Origin of the sequence: Gordonia sp. OPL2 (assembly GCF_003797825.1) — a bacterium.
GTDB lineage: Bacteria > Actinomycetota > Actinomycetes > Mycobacteriales > Mycobacteriaceae > Gordonia.
The window spans coordinates 98,933-119,455 of the sequence record NZ_RKME01000007.1 but is presented as its reverse complement, the minus strand read 5'-3'; the positions used below and the strand labels follow the sequence as shown (position 1 = coordinate 119,455).

At 66.8% G+C, this 20,523-nt stretch carries 24 protein-coding genes; 13 read left to right on the top strand and 11 right to left on the bottom strand.

Annotated elements, in window-relative coordinates; all coding sequences use genetic code 11:
* Positions 1-27 precede the first annotated feature (27 nt).
* From EEB19_RS09800 to EEB19_RS09790, 3 genes are all read right to left on the bottom strand, one after another.
* Positions 28-807, bottom strand: coding sequence for a hypothetical protein (locus EEB19_RS09800; RefSeq protein WP_262365549.1), 780 nt, complete (start codon positions 805-807; stop codon positions 28-30).
* A complete protein-coding gene (locus EEB19_RS09795; RefSeq protein WP_187585630.1) occupies positions 804-2,312 on the bottom strand; it encodes an ADP-ribosylglycohydrolase family protein in 1,509 nt (502 codons plus the stop codon). The genes EEB19_RS09800 and EEB19_RS09795 overlap by 4 nt, the downstream gene beginning before the upstream one ends.
* Positions 2,313-2,378: 66 nt before the next feature.
* Entirely contained in the window at positions 2,379-3,656 is a 1,278-nt protein-coding gene (locus EEB19_RS09790) for a VWA domain-containing protein (RefSeq protein WP_187585628.1), read from the bottom strand.
* 97 nt (positions 3,657-3,753) lie between these two features.
* Here EEB19_RS09790 and EEB19_RS09785 point away from each other — a divergent pair, with 97 nt between their 5' ends.
* The 3 genes from EEB19_RS09785 to EEB19_RS09775 all read left to right on the top strand — a co-directional run bounded on the left by EEB19_RS09785 (position 3,754) and on the right by EEB19_RS09775 (position 5,936).
* Entirely contained in the window at positions 3,754-4,467 is a 714-nt protein-coding gene (locus EEB19_RS09785; RefSeq protein WP_187585626.1) for an NUDIX hydrolase, read from the top strand.
* Positions 4,468-4,608: 141 nt separating this feature from the next.
* Entirely contained in the window at positions 4,609-5,484 is an 876-nt protein-coding gene (locus EEB19_RS09780; protein ID WP_187585624.1) for a hypothetical protein, read from the top strand.
* Between the two features lie 2 nt (positions 5,485-5,486).
* Positions 5,487-5,936 (top strand): hypothetical protein, encoded by a 450-nt coding sequence (locus tag EEB19_RS09775; protein ID WP_187585622.1) that lies wholly within the window; start codon positions 5,487-5,489, stop codon positions 5,934-5,936.
* Here EEB19_RS09775 and EEB19_RS09770 read toward each other — a convergent pair.
* The 4 genes from EEB19_RS09770 to EEB19_RS09755 form a co-directional block, all read right to left on the bottom strand.
* Complete coding sequence (locus EEB19_RS09770) at positions 5,929-6,459, bottom strand: hypothetical protein (RefSeq protein ID WP_187585620.1); 531 nt, start codon at positions 6,457-6,459, stop codon at positions 5,929-5,931. The genes EEB19_RS09775 and EEB19_RS09770 overlap by 8 nt on opposite strands.
* 74 nt (positions 6,460-6,533) lie before the next feature.
* Positions 6,534-7,721 carry a Fic family protein gene (locus tag EEB19_RS09765; RefSeq protein ID WP_187585618.1) on the bottom strand — a complete coding sequence of 396 codons (1,188 nt, stop codon included), beginning with the start codon at positions 7,719-7,721 and terminating at the stop codon, positions 6,534-6,536.
* 176 nt (positions 7,722-7,897) lie between these two features.
* Positions 7,898-8,377 carry a hypothetical protein gene (locus EEB19_RS09760; RefSeq protein WP_187585616.1) on the bottom strand — a complete coding sequence of 160 codons (480 nt, stop codon included), beginning with the start codon at positions 8,375-8,377 and terminating at the stop codon, positions 7,898-7,900.
* 150 nt (positions 8,378-8,527) lie between these two features.
* The gene (locus EEB19_RS09755) at positions 8,528-8,863 is read right to left on the bottom strand and encodes a hypothetical protein (RefSeq protein ID WP_187585614.1); all 336 of its coding nucleotides are present in this window, start codon (positions 8,861-8,863) and stop codon (positions 8,528-8,530) included.
* 234 nt (positions 8,864-9,097) lie between these two features.
* Here EEB19_RS09755 and EEB19_RS09750 point away from each other — a divergent pair, with 234 nt between their 5' ends.
* Positions 9,098-9,850, top strand: coding sequence for a dienelactone hydrolase family protein (locus EEB19_RS09750; protein ID WP_262365548.1), 753 nt, complete (start codon positions 9,098-9,100; stop codon positions 9,848-9,850).
* 115 nt (positions 9,851-9,965) lie between these two features.
* On the opposite strand, the gene EEB19_RS09745 is transcribed toward EEB19_RS09750, so the two are convergent.
* Positions 9,966-10,355, bottom strand: a complete 390-nt coding sequence (locus EEB19_RS09745) for a hypothetical protein (protein ID WP_187585612.1) — start codon at positions 10,353-10,355, stop codon at positions 9,966-9,968.
* Complete coding sequence (locus tag EEB19_RS09740) at positions 10,339-11,232, bottom strand: MerR family transcriptional regulator (RefSeq protein WP_262365547.1); 894 nt, start codon at positions 11,230-11,232, stop codon at positions 10,339-10,341. Before EEB19_RS09740 ends, EEB19_RS09745 begins: the two co-directional genes overlap by 17 nt.
* A gap of 112 nt (positions 11,233-11,344) precedes the next feature.
* Between EEB19_RS09740 and EEB19_RS09735 the strand changes: the two genes are divergently transcribed.
* Genes EEB19_RS09735 through EEB19_RS09720 form a run of 4 tightly spaced genes read left to right on the top strand, consistent with a single transcriptional unit; the run spans position 11,345 to position 15,693 of the window.
* Positions 11,345-12,325 (top strand): alpha/beta hydrolase, encoded by a 981-nt coding sequence (locus EEB19_RS09735; RefSeq protein ID WP_262365546.1) that lies wholly within the window; start codon positions 11,345-11,347, stop codon positions 12,323-12,325.
* Entirely contained in the window at positions 12,322-13,236 is a 915-nt protein-coding gene (locus tag EEB19_RS09730) for an SDR family NAD(P)-dependent oxidoreductase (protein WP_187585608.1), read from the top strand. The genes EEB19_RS09735 and EEB19_RS09730 overlap by 4 nt, the downstream gene beginning before the upstream one ends.
* A gap of 1 nt (position 13,237) precedes the next feature.
* A complete protein-coding gene (locus EEB19_RS09725; RefSeq protein WP_187585606.1) occupies positions 13,238-14,155 on the top strand; it encodes a ferritin-like domain-containing protein in 918 nt (305 codons plus the stop codon).
* Complete coding sequence (locus tag EEB19_RS09720; protein ID WP_187585604.1) at positions 14,152-15,693, top strand: NAD(P)/FAD-dependent oxidoreductase; 1,542 nt, start codon at positions 14,152-14,154, stop codon at positions 15,691-15,693. The genes EEB19_RS09725 and EEB19_RS09720 overlap by 4 nt, the downstream gene beginning before the upstream one ends.
* 11 nt (positions 15,694-15,704) lie before the next feature.
* Here EEB19_RS09720 and EEB19_RS09715 read toward each other — a convergent pair whose 3' ends face one another.
* On the bottom strand, positions 15,705-16,544 hold the full coding sequence (locus EEB19_RS09715; protein ID WP_187585602.1) for a DNA-3-methyladenine glycosylase: 840 nt from the start codon (positions 16,542-16,544) through the stop codon (positions 15,705-15,707).
* Positions 16,545-16,610: 66 nt separating this feature from the next.
* Here EEB19_RS09715 and EEB19_RS09710 point away from each other — a divergent pair, with 66 nt between their 5' ends.
* The 5 genes from EEB19_RS09710 (at position 16,611) to EEB19_RS09690 (ending at position 19,446) form a co-directional block, all read left to right on the top strand.
* A complete protein-coding gene (locus tag EEB19_RS09710; RefSeq protein ID WP_187585599.1) occupies positions 16,611-17,120 on the top strand; it encodes a hypothetical protein in 510 nt (169 codons plus the stop codon).
* A gap of 93 nt (positions 17,121-17,213) precedes the next feature.
* On the top strand, positions 17,214-17,765 hold the full coding sequence (locus EEB19_RS09705; RefSeq protein WP_222929929.1) for a DUF4234 domain-containing protein: 552 nt from the start codon (positions 17,214-17,216) through the stop codon (positions 17,763-17,765).
* A 143-nt stretch (positions 17,766-17,908) separates the two neighbouring features.
* The gene (locus EEB19_RS09700) at positions 17,909-18,319 is read left to right on the top strand and encodes a hypothetical protein (protein ID WP_187585597.1); all 411 of its coding nucleotides are present in this window, start codon (positions 17,909-17,911) and stop codon (positions 18,317-18,319) included.
* 185 nt (positions 18,320-18,504) lie between these two features.
* On the top strand, positions 18,505-18,900 hold the full coding sequence (locus tag EEB19_RS09695) for a DUF4189 domain-containing protein (protein WP_187585595.1): 396 nt from the start codon (positions 18,505-18,507) through the stop codon (positions 18,898-18,900).
* Positions 18,901-18,915: 15 nt separating this feature from the next.
* Entirely contained in the window at positions 18,916-19,446 is a 531-nt protein-coding gene (locus tag EEB19_RS09690; RefSeq protein WP_187585593.1) for a nuclear transport factor 2 family protein, read from the top strand.
* Positions 19,447-19,473: 27 nt separating this feature from the next.
* On the opposite strand, the gene EEB19_RS09685 is transcribed toward EEB19_RS09690, so the two are convergent.
* A complete protein-coding gene (locus tag EEB19_RS09685) occupies positions 19,474-20,487 on the bottom strand; it encodes a ketopantoate reductase family protein (protein ID WP_187585829.1) in 1,014 nt (337 codons plus the stop codon).
* Positions 20,488-20,523 lie beyond the last annotated feature (36 nt).

The following is a 20,523-nucleotide window of genomic DNA, read 5'->3' as shown; positions in this document are numbered from 1 at the left end:
CGCGCCCGCGCAGCTTGTCGATCCCAGTCAGTTCAAGGCGACGTGTCGCAGGGCTCCCCGGAGATCGCGTGCAGTCTTCTCCCACCCCTGCGCTTCGTGTAGGCACGCCTCTGCCTCTTCTGAGTCGCCGGACGAGACCGCCTCGTCGGCGCGGGTCCGCCAGGTAATCATCTGCTCCTCCACGACGCGGATGTACTGCAGGATCGCTTCGGCGTCGTCATGGCAGATTCGCGCGACCTCCGCCGGCGACAACGAATGATCACCCTCTGCATCGAGTTGCACGAGCACCATGACCGGAGTGGGTAGTTCCTCGCCCTCGGCAGAGCCCGCGCTCTCCATGGCCGAGTCGCCGGCCCAGACGAATACGCCGTCCACGTCGTCCGCGATCTGGCCTCCCTGGGCCATCACGTCCTCGAACTGAGAGATGCACCGGAGAAGATGCGACTCGATCGGCGGATCTGCGTAGAGAACCGCGCGGACTCCAATCGAGTTGCCACTCAGAAAGAACTTGATGACGGGATGCGCCCTGTTCAGCGCGTGCACCACGAACGACGCGTAGTCGGTCCGACTCACGTTCTCGACGAGGGGCGCGAAGAAGTGGATCTCCTCCTCGTCGTCGACGGCCCTGATGTAGACGACTCCAGAGTCCAGCAGTACCGGGAAATCGCCATCGTCATCAGTGACGGCCTCATGACCCACGAGCGGCGCGAGTGCCGAACTGATCCAGATCTGGAGCTCTGACAGTGAGAGATCGACGTCGGACAACTCGTACTCCTCGATGGTCGTCGGTGCTGGCTCTTGCATCATGATGGCCCACCGGACGGAATCAGGTGAGGTTGTTCGCCGGCCGCGTCCCACACCACTCCGCGCCCACGCGCATCCGGCATCGCCACGAGCACCCCTGCCCGGACCTCGTCGACCGGATGACCCAGCAGCACGCCATACGCGACGGCAACGCTCGGTGTGCGTTGATGTCCCGCAACGCAATGCAGGAGAACCGTTTTCCCTTCCGCGCGTAACCCGCGGACGGCGTCGGCGGTGTCGGCGAGCACGAACGCGAGGTTCGGGTTCTCCGCGGGGTCGCCGGAGTCCATCAATCGGGAGGCGACGACGTCGGTCGCGCCGCCGAAGCACGCCTGGCGCCGGCCGACCCGGCACATCGATACCACGGCGTCGGCGTGGTGATCGGTGGTCGCGTGAGTGCCCAACAGGACGCCGTCGTCGTACGGATGCGGGATCGCGGCGGTGGCGGCGCGTTCGCGATAGACGACATCGTCGGTCGTCGGCCATCCAGTGCTGTCGGGTCGTCCGTCCCGGACGGTGAGGGTGGCGAGGGCGACGAGGTCGTGGGCGTCGCTCGGCCGGTCGTCACGGGGCCATCCGTGGACGGCACGGCGCCACCGCCACGGCACGGCGCTCGCGCCCCACCGTGCACCGAGCAGACCACCCGCAATCGCGGCCACGGTGTCCGTGTCGTTGCCGATCCGGATGGCCGTGTCGAGACTGTCCTGCAGATGCAGACACGCGGTGGACTCCGGAATCGGCGTCTGCGTGATGGCGGAGGCCGCGGCCTGCAGGGCGGTGACCGTGAAACCGTTGGGTGTGAACAGATTCGGGCTGTTGATTGCCGCGTCGTCGAGCCACGCGGACCACTGGTCGACACGCTGGGCGGGCATGAGGTCGAGGCCGCCGCGGATGTCGATGCGTCCGTCGAGCACGGCGACCCGGATCGCCTCGCACCACAGCACGCACGAGTCGCCCGCGAGATCGTCGCCGTGTGTCAGCGCCGCGACACGGCGGGCCGCCTCGGCCATGTGATCGCGATCGTCGAGGTGCGCCAAAGCCACTGGTGCAGTGCGCATCAGGGCCCCATTGCCGGCGGAGCGTGGGTGAGCATGCGCGAAGCGGTCGGACTCCTCACGCATCACCCGTCCGGCACCGCTCTCACCACTGTCGAGCCGGCGTCGGGTGGCGCCGAGCACCGCGCGGGTCTGGTTGCCGACGTCCGGTGGGTTGCCGTCGAACCAGCGCAGGAAGTTATCGGCGATCGCGTCGAGAGCGTCGTCGGCGGTGAGGTCCGCACCGGTCGCCGCAACGAGCGCGATCGCCATCGCCATCGACGTGTCGTCGCTCCACTCGCCCGGCTCGAAGTTGCCGAGACCGCCCCCGAGCATCTGCGGTGGCTCGTCGGCGGGAAGTCGACGGGACTCGAACTCGTAGGGGACGCCGAGGGCGTCGCCGACGGCGGTGGTGAGGAGAACGCCTGCGGCGCGGTCGAGTTGAGCCGTCGACAGGCGGAGGGAATGGGGCAAGTGAGGGCCTTTCGGGGATGGGTGGTTTCGATACGCGTCGGGCTCGCTTCGCTCGTTCGTCGCCACTCAACCGGCAGAGGGCCGGCGACCGCGCTTGCGGTTTCCGAGGTGGTAGGAGTCGCGGGTCGCCTTGGAGGCGTAGGCCGCGCCGGCGAGCGGCGCCTGGATGCCGAGCTCCTCGATCATCTCCAGCTCGCGGTCGATGACCGCCCGATCATCGGGACTCGCGCACATCGCGGCCGACCGCAACCGCTCGTGTGAGGCACGCAGGCGTGACTGCCCGGTGGCCAGGTCGCCGGACTCATACGCCTGCGACGCCTCCAACTTGGCGGCCTGCCCCTCCTGGTACAGCCGCTCCGACTGCACCGTCGGATTCGGGACGCGCGGACCGAGTTCGTCGCCGGGGACGACGTTCACCGAGATGGGCAGCGCCACTGTGTGTTCGGTCAAGGTGGCGGTCTCCACGTAGCGCAGCTCCAACGAGGCGATCTGGGTGAGGCCGAGCGCGGCGAGGCCGTCGACCTTCATCCGCAGCAACAGCTTCCGCTCCTCGAGGGCATACAGGTCGCCGAGCTCGATCATCACCTCGCCGTCGGCGGTCTGATGTGCCGGCAGGTCGTTGTAGAGCGAGAGTTCCTGCACCTGAGGTACATAGCGCACCGTCAGCGTGACGGCCTGCGCAGACTTGGAGAGCAGGCCCTCGACCTCACCCGCGATCGCGGCACCCGCGGCATCGGGGTCGTCGGCGAACACGTGATTGCCGTTGCCCGACCGTGCCATCGCCGACAGCAGCGTCTCGTCGTACCCGCGGCCGTAGCCCAGAGTCGAGGTGACGATGCCGTCGGCAGCCGCCTTCGCGGTGATGCTCGCGAACTCGTCGAGGTCCTGGATTCCGCGATTGACGTGGCCGTCGCTGATCACCAGCACCGTGCCGCCGCGGATACCCGCCGACGCCGCGCTGCGCCGCAACTCCTGCAGCCCACGCAAGTAGCCGGATGACAGATCGGTGCAGCCGCCGGGGACGACCGTGCTGATCGCACCCGCGGCTCGTTGCTTGTCGGCAAGCGGACCGGCGGGCACGACGACCTGCGCGGAGTCATCGAAGGTGACCAGACCGAACACATCGGCCGGATCGAGCTGGGCGACCACGCCGGCGAGAGCCTTCTGCGCGCCCTCCAGCGGAGGCCCCGACATCGACCCGCTGCGATCGAGGACGACCTGCAGGGCGGTGGGTGTGCGGTCGGCGACCTCGCCGGCCGGAGCCTGCAGTTCCAGCAGCAGGGTGACTTCGTCGGCGGCCTCGTGGGCCACGACCTCGACGTCGAGAGCGGCGGAGAGTTTCATCGTGATTCCTTTCTCCCACCCGGCATCCGACCGAGGCGGTGACTTTTCGCATTTGTGAGTTTACTACTTTGCGCAGACATTCGCATAGGGTTTGTCTGTGAGCGCTCGATCCCGCACTCAGCTCAGCGACTATCCGCGTCCGAGCGTGGCCGTCGACATCGCGGTCCTCACCGTCATCGGCGGGGCACTACGCGTCGTCGTCCAACACGGTCAGGATGCTGACGGTGTCGCGTTGCCGGGACGATTCGTCCGGGAACACCACACCGTCGAGGAGACGGTTCGGGAGGTCCTCGAACTCAAACTGGGGCTCTCGCCCGACCACGTCCGACCGCATCTCCTCGCGGTCTTCAGTGATCCTGACCGAGATCCCCGGGGGTGGACGATCTCGATCGCGCATGCCGTGGCCCTACCGGCTGACGAGTTGTCGGACGTCGTCGGCGAGCTCGAGCCGGTGACGTCGGACGGGCACCTGACGTCAGGGGAGCGCTTGCTCTATGACCACGAGAAGATCATTGCAGCGGCCACCGACAACTTGCGCGAGCGCTACGAGGACCAGCCCGACCCGGACAATCTCCTGCGCCAGCCGTACACACTCTCGGAGCTGAGGGAACTCCACGAGGCGATCCTGGGCCGCCGTCTGATGCGCGACTCGTTCAATCGTCGCGTGCAACCCCTGCTGGCCGCGGAGATCGACGCGGAGGGCAAGCCCGCGACCCGCGTCGGCGGAGGACGGCCGGCGCGACTGTATTCCAAGGACGCGCCGCCGACGGCGACGTTCGGGTGGCGGTTGCCGAGTGCGCAGCAGGACTGACATCGTCGGGCACGGCGCGACGGTTCCATCGAGGGGCAATGAACGCGAGATTTTATTGGCTCACGGCAATCCTGCAGGCCGACAGTCGGATACGGTGGAGGGGGCCGGGCTTCGGTACCAAGGGCGGCAGGAGTGATCATCATGACGGTCGCGACCGCGTGTGGCCAGCGGGCGGGTGAGACGCAGCCCGAGGTGCGGCCCGAAAAGCTCAGCTCGGTGGTGTCCCGAGTGATCAAGGCGTCGCCCGACCGCGAATCGTCGAGCTACGCGCCACCGTCACCCGCTGTTGGGCAGGCGATCGCCGCCGGGGTCTCTGAGCTGATGAACACCGGTCGGGCGAGTCTGGAGTCATACGACCAGGTGCCGGTGGAACTGCCGAACGCCGGGCAGCAGCGTGACGGACGTTCGGACTCGGTGGTCGCACTCGTCGAACGCGGCCACCCAACCGCAGGCAACGGCCTGTACATCGTGCGTCGCGCACCGACGTCGCAGCTGGTCGTGCAGATCCCGCACCCGGTCGCCGACCGGTACTCCGAATACATGGGCACGCAGTTGTTCGCACAGTCCAGCGCGCGGCTGTTCATGATGGCGGGCGCTCATCGCAATGCCGGCGACGACAGCGCCGATGTGGCACATCGCAGTGACTCCACCTTCGCGGCGGTCAATGACGCGGTGGTCCAGAAGGGAATGACCGTCGTGCAGATCCACGGGTTCTCCTCGGACAATCACGACGACTTCGGCGACGTCGTCCTCTCGAACTCGGTGGCGGAACCGTCGCCGACCCTGCGTCGACTTGCGTCCGACCTCGAGGACGAGGGATTCGACACCTGCACCTACGACGGGAAGAAGTGCAAGGCGCTCGCCGCGACCACCAACGTGCAGGCCGTCGCCGCCCGCGCCAGGGGTGCGGAGTTCATCCACATCGAGGTGAATCAGAAGGTGCGCAAGGACAGATCCGAACGTCGTCTTCTTATGCGGACGATCGCCGCCTCGCTTCGGGCGTCCGGAGTCGGCTGAGCATGCAGCGGGCCCGTGCGCTGTGGGTGACCGTCGCGGTGGTGGCCGCCATCGTCGTCGGATTCCTTGTTCTGCACGGACGTTCGACGATGCAGGAACGCGGTGATCGCAAGGCCGAGGCGACCCGGATGTGTGAGGACACCGCGCGCGACGATCTGCTCAAGCGATTGACGACGAGCGGATCGGCCGACGCCGAGTCGCAGGCGGCCTCGGCGCGGTTCACCGAAGTGCGGACAAGCACCACGAGCGTCGGCGACGAGGATGACGCTGCACTGCGTCAGGCGGGCCGATCGCGATCGGCGGTGGCGACCGAGTGGGCGGTGGCCGGGTCGGTGTCGGTGTCGGGGGAGATCCCCAGCGGTGCACGGCTTGGGCCGAAGAACACATTCAGCTGCAGTGCAGTCGTTTTCACCGATGGCGAGGTCATGGTGACCGAGCAGCGGATCAACTGACGTCCATCGCCTCGTAGAAGTCGGTCGATTCGCGATGGTGGAGCAGCGCGACGATCCCGGCGGCCAGCACGGCGATGGCGATGTCGAGGACCGCCGTGCCCCCGCCGTCGGCGCCGATCGCGGAGACGGTGCAGCCGATGATGCCGAGCACGCCCAGGATGGTCGCCGTCGTGCGCGCCCAGCGCATCCCGCGATAGTTGCTGCGGGCCATCCAGATCCACAGTGCGATCGCGGCCAAGCTGACGACGATGATGACAACCGCGCCGATCGTGGCGCCGGACTGCACGGCGCCGGAGAACTCGTCGGCGGAGAGTCCGCCGGCCCTCGCACGCGCGTCGGCGGTTCGTGCCTTGAGGCGCGCCGTGTTCAAGCCGCCCAACGCGACGATCAGTCCTACGAGTTGCAGGGCAGCACCGCCATACATGAGAGCGACAGCGGCCAGGATCGTTCCGGGTCGCTCGACTGTGGGTTCGTACGCGCGCGCATCCGAGCGCGCGGGTGAGTCACTCGAGCCAGTGTGCATGGTGACGAGGGTATGGTCAGCCCACGCGGGCGCCGAGTTCTGTCATTCACGTGGGTGGGTCGCGGTCCGGTCGGTCACCCTGACAGGGTTCGCCGGCCGATCGCTGCCGACAGCGCATCGAGTTCGCCGAGGACGTCCGGGGCCGCCCATACCTGATTGCGTTTGCTCGTCGAGATCAGTTCGAGCACACCGCTGTCGGTCAGTCGGGATAGCGCGCGATATGTACTCGCATCAGACGTTCCGGTGATGAGTTGTGCGGTGTCCGCGTCCATCACCGGCGTACCGAGGAGGGCGTCGATGAGGCATGCGTCGGCCGAGTTGGCCCGAGGTCTGGCTCGGTCGCGCCACTCAGCCGGCAGCCCGGCCAGCACCTGCGCCGACTCTTCCGCGGATGCGGCGGCGTGGAGCGTGCCGACGGCGACATACTCGACGAAGCCGTCGACGTTCCCGGATCGGTAGTGGCCGAGCTCGGTGAAGTATCTTCCCGTGTCGGCGAGCATCGCGGACGCGAGGGGAACGGTCACCCGATTGGTGAGTCCGCGTCGTCGGAGAATCGCGCTGATCAATGCTCGACCGATTCGGCCGTTACCGTCGACGAAAGGGTGGATCGACTCGAACTGGGCGTGCGCGATCGCTGCCTGCGCCAGGATCGGGAGGTCGGTTCTGTTGGTGAACTCGATCAAGTCGCTCATCAGAGTCGTGACCAGATCTGGTGGGGGCGGCACGAACAGTGCGTTACGGGGTGAGTAGTCGCTGCCTCCGATCCAGTTCTGCACGTCACGAAGGCGTCCGACGTCGTCCGGCTGGTGCCGGCCGACGGACATGAGAGTGTCGTGCGCCCGCAGTAGAAGATTCAGGGATATCGCCTCCGATCCCGCGGCGTCGACCATCGTGATCAGTGCGTGGACGGCGGCCAGCTGAGACTGCGCCTCGGCACTGGACCTGCCGCCGGCGAGAGCTTTTCCGAATGATCGGAGATCAGCGTCGACGTGCTCGATCTTCGATGATGCGATCGATTCGGTCCGCAGGAGGAAGTCGGCGAGAGGGGCGAGATGAGCGCCGTGGCCGGCCTCCAAGCGCGCCACCGCTATCACCGCGGCCTCGTGCGCGCGGGCAGCCGCACCGATCACCTCGTAAGGAAGATCGGCGATGAAGGGTGGAACTGCCACCTCGATCGATCGGAGTAATCGATCGGCGCGCGACGGAGAGCGTCCGCTGGACACCCACGGACGCTCTTCCACACGGCACGATGGCCAGACCATGTGACGCCTCCTACGAAAAGTGCAACCGAAACCGCCACTATTGTACTTTCTTGGGAACAAACGTAGCTATGAGCCGTGGAGTCTGTGGATGGGAGCGCTATCGCAGACAACCGTGATCCCCACCTTCGGGGGAAGGTGGGGATCACGGCGCTACCGGTTGTCGATCTGTGGCCCGCTCACCACTGATCGAAACCGACGTTCACCATCGGGTAACGGCTGCTGATGTTGTGGCTCATCCAGTAGTTCTGGGCGTGCGGTCCCCAGATGCCGCTCATCGCAGTGTTGGTGTTGCCCTTCATGTTCTCGATCTCGTAGTTGGCGGTCGGGCCGAACAGTCCGATCCGATACTGCGCGTTGGCGGTCAGCGAGTGCGCAAACGGCGCGACGGCGGTGACGGTCTCGCTGGCCCCCGGGTACAGGACGCGCTGCGGTGCGTTGACCCACTGGCCGCCCTGGCCGGTCGTCGAGCCGATCAGGTACTCCGGCTTGTCGGTGTGGTTGGTGATCGTCATGGCGATCGTCGGCTCCCCGGGGCGGGTGACCGGCATGGTGCCGGCGTTGGCTGCTCCGGCGACGGCGAATCCGATCCCTGCGGTGGCTGCGACGGCGGCGAGTCCGGCGATTCCGGCGGTGATGCGGCGGGTCTTGGTGTTCATGAGCGGGTCTCCTCGGGTGGGGGCCGGTGCGGGTTGTTCCGGCGACACCCATGACTTTGCCCTGGTGAGGCGGCCGTCGGACTCCGTCGACCGGCTGATCGACCGGTGGATGGGGGGGTCCACCGATCGGGGGACATCAATTGGCGAGGGTCAGCCGAGCTCAGCGATCTTCCACTGAAGGCGGCGCATCGCCTGGTAGGTCTCGTTGGGGTCGAATTCGCTGAAATCATCCCATTCGTGGCCGAGGCCGAGCGATTCGCTGGCAAAGGCAATCTCGCATGCGGTCAGGCAACGCCGCCACGCATCAGTGGTGATGCCGACGCCACCGGCGATGCGGTCGGCACATCGGGCGCTCTCCGCGTAGAAGTCGACCGCGTCCCGATGACCGATAGCGCGGGCCAGAGCGTCGGTCATCGCGACGACTCCACCCCATTGAAGGAGTCCCGTCTCCAGGAAGTCGCGTTCGATGTCATCGAGTTCGATCATGTAGACGGGTGGCACGCCGTCGACCGTACGACCTCCGCAGCATGCGGGTGGACAAAGTCAGGTGACCGAATAAGGACCTGCTGCTACGCTTCCCTCCGGCCGCCGAGACAGCGCGAAGGGAGGTGGTACCCGTGATCGATACATCCGAGTGGGTGCTCCCTTCGCAGTGCGGTCCGTCCTGACATCAGGTGTCGCGGGAGTGCCTCCACGCCAGGCATTTCGAAAGGCACCACCATGAACGCACCAGACCTGCACACCGAGACATCGTCCGACGGCGTCATCGAACGTGAATTCGCTGTCGACGGCATCCCGGGGACCCTTTGGTCGCCGACCGATCCGACCGATCCGCCGGCACTGATACTGATGGGGCACGGCGGTGGACTCCACCGTCGTCTCCCCGCACAGATCCGCCGCGCCGAACAGTCCGTCCGCGCGCACGGGTTCACTGTCGCAAGCATCGACGCACCCGGCCACGGCGGGCGGCCGCGGTCGGCCGACGACGAGACATGGGTCGCCGCGATCGGGCACGCCCGGCGCAACGGTGAACCCCTCGCGCCGATCATCGCCGACCTCAACAGCTCACTCGCAGAGCGTGCGGTGCCGGAGTGGCGACGCGTGCTCGACGCGCTGCAGCAGCTGCCCGACATCGGGACCGACACCCCGGTCGGCTATGCAGGCATGACACTGGGGACGGCGATCGGGATCCCGTTGGTGGCGGCCGACTCTCGAATCTCCGCCGCCATGTTCGGCGGGTACTTCGACTACGACAGCCTTGTCGAGTCGGCGCGACGCGTCACCATTCCGGTCGACGTCATCGTGTCGTGGGACGATCCCGAGATCCCCAGGGACGCCGCGCTACGACTGTTCGACGCCATCGGGTCGGACGACAAGATGCTCCGGGCGCACGTCGGGACGCACAAGCGAATTCCGGCACACGAGGGCGAGCACACAGCCCTGTTCTTCCGGCAGCACCTACGGGGCGAGTGATGCGGTAGGTCGGGCGGGCCGTCGGGCAATTCTGTTCTTCCCTCGGGTATCTCGTCGTCCGCCGCGAGCCGGCGGGGGATGGGGTGATACCCCGGGACGAACCGGCGGCGGACGCTCAGAAGCCGCAGTCGGTCTGGGTATCCCCGACGACGATGAGGTAGGCGAATCCGGCGATCGCGATCAGGCAGACGCCGACGGCTGCGGTGACCCGCAGTGATCGAAGGCGTCGGATCACGTCGCGCCGACGGATCGCCTGCGCCGCAAGGAACACACCGAGCCCGATCATCACCACTCCGGTGCCGGTGAGGGTCCACTGCCAGCGAGCTGCATCGGAGTTGCGCTCGTCGATGCTCGAGTACGAGGGATCGCAGAAGTCGCCGCCGCCCTGCAGCGTCGCGAGCGTTGCGAGGACGACCACTCCGGCGACGAACGGCGACGCGACGGCGTAGAGCCACGGCCAGACGTCGGGTGCGACACGTGGGCGTCGGCTACTCGACGTCGTCACCGTCGGCCTTCGGGTCAGAAGCCAGATCCGCAAGTGACTGCGTCAGAAGCGTGTTCGTCGTTTCGGTGAGGGTCACGCGGGTGGCTGCCTCGGCGAGTGCCCGTAGTTGGATCAGCGTCAGCGTCGTCTCGGTGAGCCGTCCGTCCCCCGTGTCGTCGGGCGACGCCGCGCCGGTCAGCGTGTCGGCGGCATCGACCATCGCTTGGCCGAGCGCCTCGAACGCCGGGGCGACCTTCTCGATGACGCCGACGACCAGCGACGCGGGTCGTTGCTCGGTGACGAGGGCGAGGATCGTGTCGAGAAGTGTCGGCTCCCGGACGATCACATCGTCGGGGGTGTTGATGCGGAGGATCGCGAGGTGTTCGAGTCGCTCGGCGTCGTCGGCGGAGAGGCCGGCGTCGGCGAGGTCGGCAAGGGTCGTCGAGCGGGTCGTCGGCGTCTGTTCGATGTCGGCGAGCTCGGTCTCGAGGCCGAGGATGTCGCCGATCTGCCGGCCCTCCTGCCAGGCGGTCATCAGTTCGTCGATGTGGGCGATCGTGTACCCCCGCGACAACATGGAGCTGATCAGGCCGAGTCGTCGGACGTGGGACTCGGAGTAGAGCGCGATACGCCCCACACGATGCGGGGGAGCGAGGAGGCCGCGTTCGCGGTAGACGCGGATGTTGCGCGTCGTCACGCCCGTCACGCGCGCGAGGTCGTCGATCCGATACTGCGCCACCGGCGGCTGACCCCGTGCCTGGCGCGTCGCGTTGGCGAGGAGTTTGGACACCGCGATCTCGAGATCGCGGGACTGCCTGCCCACGTACGACGGAGTCGCCGACATGTGTTCGATCAGCGCGGCCACCTGCGCCAGGCGCGTCGACGATGTGCGGGCCACCCGGTCCTCTCCTCGGTCGGTGATCGTGTGTTGTCCCAGCGTACCGCGCAGATTCTATCCCACCATCAAATGTGCCATTGACAGATGGCGCAATTGGTGTTGCGATCGGAATGTGACGCAGAACTCACGAGCTTCCCGTCGGGCGGCGTGGCTGACACGGCGGACCCTGCGGCCGTTCGCGGAGATCCTCCCGACCGGCCGGATGCAGATCCACACGTCGCGCGCGCTGGTCGCGGCGGGCATGCTGATCGGCTGTCCGCCACCGCATCACGTCCGCATCGACAAACTCACCACCGGCACCTTCCGCGGCGAGTGGGTGTATCCGACTCACACGTCCGATTCACGGCAGGTGATCCTGTATGTGCACGGCAGCGGGTACGCGATCTGCTCGGCCCGGACGCATCGCGGGATCGTCGCCCGCCTCACCCATCTGACCGGCATGCCTGCCTTCACCGTGGATTACCGCCTCGCACCCGAACATCCGTTCCCCGCGGCCGCCGACGACGTGGAAGCGGCCTATGGGTGGCTGCAGGACATCGGCTACCGCGCCGAGAACATCACCCTCGCCGGTGACTCCGCCGGCGGACATCTGATCCTGGACCTGTTGGCGGAGAACGCCCGTCATGGTCGGGCGCAGCCGAGGTCGGTGGTGATGATGTCGCCGCTCGTCGATCTCACTCTGGAACTGGCGCGACGACGCGAACGCGAGGTCGCACCGGACCCACTGATCTCGGCGCGTGCGGCACGACGACTCGTCGGCCACTACACCGCCGGTCATCCCGACGACCTGCCACGACTGAGGCTGACGCTCGATCGCGCCGACGATCTGCCGCGCACCCTGATCCAGGCCGGCGGCGCCGAGATGCTCGTCGCCGACGCCGAGGAGGCACGACGGATGCTCGTCGACGCCGGCGCGGACTGCAGACTCGAGATCTGGCCGGGGCAACTACATGTGTTCCAGGCACTTCCGGCCCTGATCCCGGAGGCCACCCCCGCACTGCGCGTGGTGGCGGACTTCATCACCGAACCATTCGCGACCACCGTCGAGGCCGAGGAGACATCGGCCGATCAGAAGGGATACGCCACCGCATGACAACCAGGAGATCTCACGACGCACGGGCTGTGATCACCGGTGCCGGCAGTGGCATCGGACGCGCCTTCGCCCTCGAACTCGCCCGGCGTGGGAGTCGAGTGTTGTGCGCCGACATCGACATCGACCGCGCCAACGACACCGTCAAGCTGATCGACGAGATCGGCCGCGGCGAGGGCACCGCCATCTTCTGCGATGTCGCTGACGTCGACGACCTGCAGACCCTCGCCGAACGGGCTCCCGAACTCCTCGGCGGCCCGACCAGCCTGATGATCAACAACGCCGGAGTCGGGATCGGCGGAAAAGCGGTGGGTTGCATCGGCCTCGACGACTGGCGATGGGCCCTCGACATCAACCTCCGTGGCATGGTCTACGGCTCCGAACTCTTTCTGCCGCAACTCCGTGAATCCGGTCGGGGAGGGCTGATCAACGTGGCGTCGGCGGCGGCGTTCTCCGCGGCGCCCGGGATGGCCGCCTACAACGTGGGCAAGGCTGGCGTGCTCGCACTGTCGGAGACGATCGCGGCTGAACTGTCCGGAACGGATCTGGCGGTCACCGTGCTGTGTCCGACGTTCGTGCAGACCAACGTCGCCGCCGACGGCCGGATCACCGGTGAGGCGTTGAAGGTGGCAGAGGCCCTCATGCGACGCACCGGCAAATCCGCGGAACAGGTTGCGCGAGGGACACTCGACGCCAACGACCGAGGGCGGCTCTACGTCGTCCCGCAGTTCGACGCCAAGGCGATCTGGCTCGTCAAGCGGCTCATGCCGCGCACCTACACCTTCGGCGCCGGTCTCCTCCACCGACTCCAGCCGCAGCTCGCGACCACCGAAACAGATTCGGCCGCAGCGACAGTCACAACCGCAGTATCAGCGACAACCACGGCGCGCAAGCGCATCCCGGAAGGAGTGTGACATGCCCATCATCCTCGAGGACATGCTGCAGACCATCAAGGACCGCCAGTGGGCGCTTGCCGACATCGACTGGGAGGCGCCCGGTGCCGAGCTGATCACCGACGAGCAGAAGCCGAAACTCAAGGCGTTCATGGCCGATCTGGTGTGGATCGAGAACGTCGGCGCCCGTGGGTTCGCCGCGCTCGCCAAGAAGGCCCCCGACGACACCCTCGCCGAGATCTACCGCTACTTTCACGCCGAAGAGCAGAAGCATGCCAACGCCGAACTCGCGCTGATGCGACGGTGGGGGATGCTCGAGGACGACGAGGTGCCCGAGCCCAACGTCAACATCCGCCTCGCCATCGAATGGCTCGACACCTTCTCCGATCGGATGTCGTTGTCGGTGCTGGGCACGGTGATCCCCATGTTGGAGGTCGCACTCGACGGTGCCCTGCTCAAGTTCCTCCTCGAGGAGGTGCAGGACCCGGTCTGTCACGAGGCGTTCCGCAAGATCAACGCCGACGAATCACGCCACCTCGCCGTGGATTTCCACGCCCTGGACATGATCGGGAACGCGCGGTTGCGCAAGCTGATCGTCGAGGCGGTCGGTACGGTCGCGTCGCCGGGCGTTCTGATCGGCGCCCTGATGTACGTGCCGCTGCTGAACAAGATGCGCGACAACATCGTCGACATGGGACTGAAGGAGGAGCGGCTCTACGAGGCGATGAAGCGATTCACGAAGAACGGCGAGCGTGGCAAGGGGACGAGACTGCTCACCTATCAGGTCCTGAAGTATCACGCGGGGTGGGTCATCAACCGGGACAGCCCTTATCACTACTTCGCCGATGCCATGGTCAAGCTGACCGATCACTATCCGCGAGCCCTGCTGCGACCGCAGCCGACCTGGTCGAAGGAACTGACCTACGAGCCGGTCGCATGAGCACGCCCGCTTCGGCTCCCATGCCCGCTCCCGCCGTCGACACGACGACCGTCATCATCGGCGCCGGGTTCGCCGGTATCGGGACCGCGATCCGCCTGCTCCAGCAGGGTCATGACGACTTCGTGATCCTCGAACGTGACGTGCGGCCCGGCGGGACGTGGCGGGACAACGTCTATCCCGGTGCCGCCTGCGACATCCCATCGCGGCTGTACTCGTATTCCTTTGCGCCGAATCCGGAGTGGTCGCACACGTACTCGGGCAGCAACGAGATCCTCGCCTACATCGACCGAATGGTCGCCGATCACGACCTCGAACGATTCATCCGTTACTCCCACCTCGCGACCGGCATGGAGTTCGACGAGGCAACCGGCATCTGGCGCATCGACATCGCCGGCCGCGAGCCACTCGTCGCGCGAACAGTGGTGGTGGCGTCGGGGCCACTGTCGACGCCCGGCTATCCAGACATCACCGGCATCGACGACTACACCGGACATCGAATGCACTCCGCGGCATGGGATCACAGCTATGACTTCGCCGGCAAGAAGGTCGGCGTGATCGGCACCGGAGCGAGCGCGGTCCAGATCATCCCGAAACTCGTCGACGCCGGTGCCGAGGTGACCGTCTATCAACGCACGCCCGGATGGGTGCTGCCGCGCCTCGATCGGCGCATCACGTCGACCACCCGCCGCGTCTATCGGACGGTGCCCGGTGCGCAGGCCGCGGCTCGTCGGTTGTGGTTCTGGGGGCACGAATCCGTCGCGCTCGGTGCCGTGTGGAACTCGCCGTTCACCAGAGTGATCGAGGGCGTCGCACAGCTGAATCTGCGCGCCCAGGTGAGTGACCCGTGGATGCGGCGGCAGCTGACCCCGGACTTCCGGGCCGGGTGCAAACGACTGCTCATGACCAGTGACTACTACCCGGCGCTGCAGGCCGACAACTGCACGCTGGTGACGTGGCCCATCGCGCGGATCTGCGAGCAGGGTGTCCGGACCGTCGAGGGTATCGAGCGGCGCTTCGACTGCCTGGTGTTCGCGACCGGGTTCGAGATCGCCAAACAGGGCACGCCGATTCCCATCCGCGGACGCAACGGACGTGTGCTGGCCGACGAGTGGTCGCGAGGTGCGTACGCATACAAGAGTTTCGCGGTGTCGGGCTACCCGAATCTGTACTTCACCTTCGGTCCCAACTCCGGGCCCGGCCACAACTCCGCACTGGTCTACATGGAGGCCCAGATCGATGCGATCGTCACCGCCATCTCACTGGTCCGCGACCGTGGGTTGAAACTGCTGGATGTTCACCGGCCTGCACAGAACGCCTACAACCGGTCGATCCAGAAGCGACTCGAGCGGACCACGTGGAACTCGGGCTGTCGCAGTTGGTATCTCACCGACGACGGCTTCAACGCCACCATGTTCCCCGGGTTCGCGACCCAGTTCATCGCGCAGATGCGGTCGATCGACTTCACTCGCGACTTCCGCGCCGTGGCGGGTGACGAGGTGAGGTCGGCGCAGTCCGATCGCACACCGACAACCGTGTGAAGCTGCGACACTCACCGGAGTTCACGCAGGGCGCGTAAGTACACCGACGCCCAGGTGCGGAAGGGGCGCCACAATTCCGACACCTCCGCGACGGACCGATCGGAGCCGTAGAGATCGGTGACCTCGGCCTCGAGTCGCCGTTCGTGTGACGGCACGGCGTCGGGCGCGTTGGCGCCGCGGAGCACGATGAGTTCGGCCGCGAACGGACCGATCCCGGTGATCGACTGCACCGACTCGATCGCCTCCTCCGGTGACATCGAGCGCAGGCGGGCCGTGTCGAGGTGACCGTCGAGTGCGGCGTCGGCGACGGCGTGCAGATACTCGGCCTTGCGGCCGGGCAGGTCGAGGTCGAGCGCGCGCAGTCGTTCTGGGGCGGGAAACGCGCCGTCGTCGCCGTGGTGCTCGATGAGCCGTCGTCGGAGGGCAGCTGCCTGTTCCATCCGGACACGCTGGGAGAGGACCGCCCACGCGGCCGCCTCGTAGGCCGAGTGGAACCCGCATGGCCGCAGACCCGGAAGCTGCTCTTGCGCACGGCCGATCACCGGATCACGGTCGCCGACGGCGGGCCAGTCCTGCGCGTCGACGTCGAGCGCGAGGAACCAGGCGGTCTGCTCGGCGGCCGCATCGAGGTCGCCGGCCCCGGTGAGCGACAGCTCGGCGACCTGTCCCCGCTGGGCGACGGTGACCTGCGCCGACGACCAGTCGGCGTCGACCCGGAACACTGTCGACAACGTGCCCGATCGCTGGTCGGAATCCAACGCTGCCGGGGTGAATCCCTCCCAGAACTCTCGACTGACATCGATCGACCACGGTCCGAGGACTTCGCGCCGCACGGTGTGTGTGCTGGTCATGGTGGTCCGATCTGTCGGTCGGGTAATGGTGTCGACGGTACGTCGGTCGGATGACAGGATCGACCCGTGTCGGATCTGTGGATGTTGGAAGATCTCGAACCGTGGCCGGACGAACCGAAATCAGGGGCGATCTGCGCTCCGACGACATTCTGGGCGAGTCCGGACACGATGGAGCTTCCCCCGGAAGTGTGTACAACACTGAAGGTTCAGGTCGAGGCCCAGCAGGTCGGCGGACGGACCGAACGTATCGCCCACCTCGGCGGTGGATTCAGCACAGTCATCGGTACCGGCGATGGCGACATCGGGGAGATGACGCTGACTGGTTGCCTGGTCTGGGACCGTTACCTGTGGATCGACTATCGCACACAGCCGGAAGGTGACGTGCGGGTCAGACGTCGCGGACATCTCGTCCAGCGGGAGACTCTGACACCGACGAAGCACGATGGCTGGTTCAGCGTGAGTTACACCGGTCCCGTCGAGTATCAAGCGGTCGGCGAGGTGGAACGTGCGTACGGCATCCGGTGGAATGCGCTGACCGTGGAACTCGGTTGCGCACCCGGTCATCTGATCGTGTGATTCATCGGTGTTCTCCGACGATGCTGTCACGTGCCGTCGCATGCTGCCGATAGGACATACGTCCGTCCCACCGGCCCGAATCGAGTCCTCGTCATGTCTGATGCGACCACTCCTCCGAACCCCGCCGACTCGATGCCGGAGAACACGCGGCAGCCCGTCGAGCGTGCCCCTGAGCCGTTCGACCAGTCTGTCCGCCAGCCGATCGCGCCCATCCCGCCGATGCGGCCGGAGCCGGTGGCGGTGTCGTCGGGTCTGGCGATGAAGCGCCGCAACCCGTTTGCCGTCTGGATCGGGCTGCCGCTGATCACCCTCGGCATCTACTACTTCGTCTGGTACTACAAGATCCACAAGGAGATGGCCGAGTTCGACCGGCGTCGGCAGATCCCCGTCGTCGGACCGATGCTCGTGCTGCTGCTGCTGAGCTGGACCATCATCGCGCCGCTGATCAGCTATCACAACGCCGGCAAGCGCATCCGTGACGCGCAGGTGGCGGCGGGTCTGCCGCCGACCTGCTCACCCGCACTGAGCTGGGTGCTGGCCTTTGTGTTCGGTACGAACCTGCTCTACATGCAGTTCGAGCTGAACAAGGTCGTCGACCGGTATCCCGGTGCGGAACCGCACACGGTGGTGCCGCTCTTCGTCTGAGGGCAGCGGGTAGGCCGACGAGTCGCGGGTATCGGTTGTTCGTACAACCTGCGTAGTTGCCTACGCGTTACCCCGGCACGCCCGGTGGACACGCTCGACGGGTGCGGAGATCCCCGCCGCACAGTCACCCATCAGGAGTCATCATGTCCACCACCTCTACGTCATGGCGCCGGTCCCACGCGACCGCAGCAATGGCAACCCTCGCCGCGGCGGCAGGCGCCGCCACCCTCGTCCTCGCCGCGCCCGCCTCGGCCCAGACCACCAGCGTCTCGGTGACCCCGGGACCCGGCGGCAAGATCGGGACGAGCTGTACCTATGACGTCGTCGCCCCGGTCACCGGACCCAACACGGTGCGGTTCTGGGACAACGGCGCACTCATCGCGGGCAGTCCCGTCCCGGTATCCGGTGGAGTCGCCACCATCAAGTGGACGCCCACCACCCGCGGCACGCACACCATCAGTGCACAGCAGGGCACCGGCAACGGGCCGATCCGCTACACCACGGTCCAGGTCCGGCGCGGCATCAACACCGGCTTCGTCTGCATCGTGCTGTGAGCGTAACGCCCTGACCAGCACGTTCGACAACTGTTGCGAGGGTGGAGCCGGCGTCCCCCGGTCGGCTCCACCCGCCCTCGCCGGCGGATCGGACATCCTCGGGAACATTTCACACATCCGGATGCGACCAATTCATGACAGCGCGAGACACCCCGATCGCGCGCCCCACATGAAGGAGTACCGACATGGCCACCACCACCCTCAAGCGCACCGCCGCCGCCGGACTGCTCGCCGCTGCTGCCGGCGCCACACTGCTCACCGTCCCGGCCGAGGCCAACGCCGACACCGGCCACATCTACGGCGCCATCGCCGTGTCCCCGCGCACCGGCAACACCGCCTACGCCATCAACTACTCGACCTCGACCGCGGCCAAGCGTGCCGCCGAGGCCAAGTGCGGCGCCTCCGATTGCCAGTGGGTGGTGCAGATGGACCGCAACTGCGGCGCCGTCACCCAGCAACCGTCCACCCGTCGCTGGGGCTGGGCTTACGCGCCGACCCGGCGGGCCGCCGAGGTCACCGCCGCGAGCAAGTCGGGCCCGGGATCGCGGACGATCATCTGGGCCTGCACGGCAGGGGCGTAGTCCTAGGGTGGTCCCATGCCTGCACACGATGGTGCCGCCGACACCCCCGCAGACCTGGCCCGCCGCCTCGACGACCTCGATCGGATCGAGGCGATCAAGCAACTGAAGCATCGCTACTGGCGGGCATGCGATGGCAAGGACCCCAGGGGTTTCCGTGACTGCTTCATCGCCTCGGGTGCCCGGATCGATTACGGGCCGCTCGGCGCGTACGACGACGCCGAGCCGATGGCCGCGATCTTCGCCCAGGTCGCGCTGCATCAGGTCGACGGCGAGTACGTCATCTTCGACATGCACCACGGGCTGCATCCCGACATCACGCTCACGTCCGAGACGACGGCGACCGGCCGGTGGACGCTGAAATTCCGGCAGGTCAATCTGGCCGATCGTACGGAGACTTTGATGACCGGCGAGTACGACGATGAATACATCGTCGAGGGTGGGCAGTGGAAGATGTCGGCGAGCACGCTCACCGAGAGATGGTCGGTGACAAGGCCGTTGGGCGATGATGCGGTGATACGGCCGGGGACGTTCGTGTCGGGGACCTAGGGGTCTAGGTGTCTAGTGTCTCGGGGTCTAGGGGTTGAGCCGCTCGAGTGCTCGAGCCGGGTCGAGACTTCCCGGCTCGAGGCCGTCGACGACGAGCCGTGTCGTGTCCTCCTGGATCAGTTCGTTGACCGGGGTCGGTACGCCGTGGAGTCGGCCGAGGAGAACGATTTCCCCTGTCAGGTAGTCGATCTCACTGTTCGGTGCTCCGCGTGTGACGCTTTGCCAGGTGGAGCTGCCGATGCTGTCCTCACCGGTGTCGCGGCGGACGATGTGGTGGCCGCGTCGCTCCTTGTCGACGGCGTCGCTGACCACGTCGATACCGGCGGCGTCGAGTACGGCCTTACCTTCGGCGCGTGCGCGTCGCATCAACTCGCCGATGTCGTCGCCGTTGCCGTTGCCGTCGTCGCCGTCGCGGCGGTAGGTGGCGTCGATGCCGTTCCCGAGATTGAGGATGAGCTTGCGGTACTTCCAGGCCATGATGTTCTCGCGGGGCTCTGACTGGAATCCTGCCGCGCGAAGGCTGCGGGAGATGTCGGCGGCGGTGTCATCGGTGCCGGCGCGGTCATCGTGGTCGACACCCGCGGGAAAACGGCCGACGTCGAGGATACCGGGCGCCGCCGACGATCCCTGCACCACGACACCGGGCTCGAGATGGAGCGCGGGCAGCATCACGCAGATCGAATAAGTGTGCGGGAAGCGGCGCAAGATGGCGGGCTCGTTGGCGACGCCGTTCTGTGCGGACACGATCGGCGTGGTCCGCGGCGCATGAGCCTGGAGATCGTCGAGGACCGCGGCCGTCTGCTGCGACTTCACGCAGATGAGGACGACGGTGTCGTCGGTCCACTCGACCTCGGAGGCGTTCGCGGCGGCCGGGACGGCGAGTGTCTCCGGGCCTTCGGCCAGGTCGAGGGTGAGGCCGCGGTCGCGGATGGCCGCTAGGTGGTCGCCCCGGGCGATCACGGTGGTGGGGATGCCGGCCCGGAACAGGTGGCCGCCGATCACACCGCCGATGGCGCCGGCCCCGTAGATGACGAAACGCACGGTCTCCAGAGTAGGGATCAGCAGAGTGGGATCGGC

Coding starts and splice junctions, on each gene's coding strand:
- EEB19_RS09720 (WP_187585604.1), top strand. CDS start 14,152: ATGAGCACGCCCGCTTCGGCTCCCATGCCCGCTCCCGCCGTCGACACG.
- EEB19_RS09755 (WP_187585614.1), bottom strand. CDS start 8,863: ATGATCGAACTCGATGACATCGAACGCGACTTCCTGGAGACGGGACTC.
- EEB19_RS09750 (WP_262365548.1), top strand. CDS start 9,098: ATGAACGCACCAGACCTGCACACCGAGACATCGTCCGACGGCGTCATC.
- EEB19_RS09725 (WP_187585606.1), top strand. CDS start 13,238: ATGCCCATCATCCTCGAGGACATGCTGCAGACCATCAAGGACCGCCAG.
- EEB19_RS09695 (WP_187585595.1), top strand. CDS start 18,505: ATGGCCACCACCACCCTCAAGCGCACCGCCGCCGCCGGACTGCTCGCC.
- EEB19_RS09780 (WP_187585624.1), top strand. CDS start 4,609: ATGACGGTCGCGACCGCGTGTGGCCAGCGGGCGGGTGAGACGCAGCCC.
- EEB19_RS09700 (WP_187585597.1), top strand. CDS start 17,909: ATGTCCACCACCTCTACGTCATGGCGCCGGTCCCACGCGACCGCAGCA.
- EEB19_RS09705 (WP_222929929.1), top strand. CDS start 17,214: ATGTCTGATGCGACCACTCCTCCGAACCCCGCCGACTCGATGCCGGAG.
- EEB19_RS09730 (WP_187585608.1), top strand. CDS start 12,322: ATGACAACCAGGAGATCTCACGACGCACGGGCTGTGATCACCGGTGCC.
- EEB19_RS09800 (WP_262365549.1), bottom strand. CDS start 807: ATGATGCAAGAGCCAGCACCGACGACCATCGAGGAGTACGAGTTGTCC.
- EEB19_RS09760 (WP_187585616.1), bottom strand. CDS start 8,377: ATGAACACCAAGACCCGCCGCATCACCGCCGGAATCGCCGGACTCGCC.
- EEB19_RS09790 (WP_187585628.1), bottom strand. CDS start 3,656: ATGAAACTCTCCGCCGCTCTCGACGTCGAGGTCGTGGCCCACGAGGCC.
- EEB19_RS09765 (WP_187585618.1), bottom strand. CDS start 7,721: ATGGTCTGGCCATCGTGCCGTGTGGAAGAGCGTCCGTGGGTGTCCAGC.
- EEB19_RS09715 (WP_187585602.1), bottom strand. CDS start 16,544: ATGACCAGCACACACACCGTGCGGCGCGAAGTCCTCGGACCGTGGTCG.
- EEB19_RS09775 (WP_187585622.1), top strand. CDS start 5,487: ATGCAGCGGGCCCGTGCGCTGTGGGTGACCGTCGCGGTGGTGGCCGCC.
- EEB19_RS09690 (WP_187585593.1), top strand. CDS start 18,916: ATGCCTGCACACGATGGTGCCGCCGACACCCCCGCAGACCTGGCCCGC.
- EEB19_RS09770 (WP_187585620.1), bottom strand. CDS start 6,459: ATGCACACTGGCTCGAGTGACTCACCCGCGCGCTCGGATGCGCGCGCG.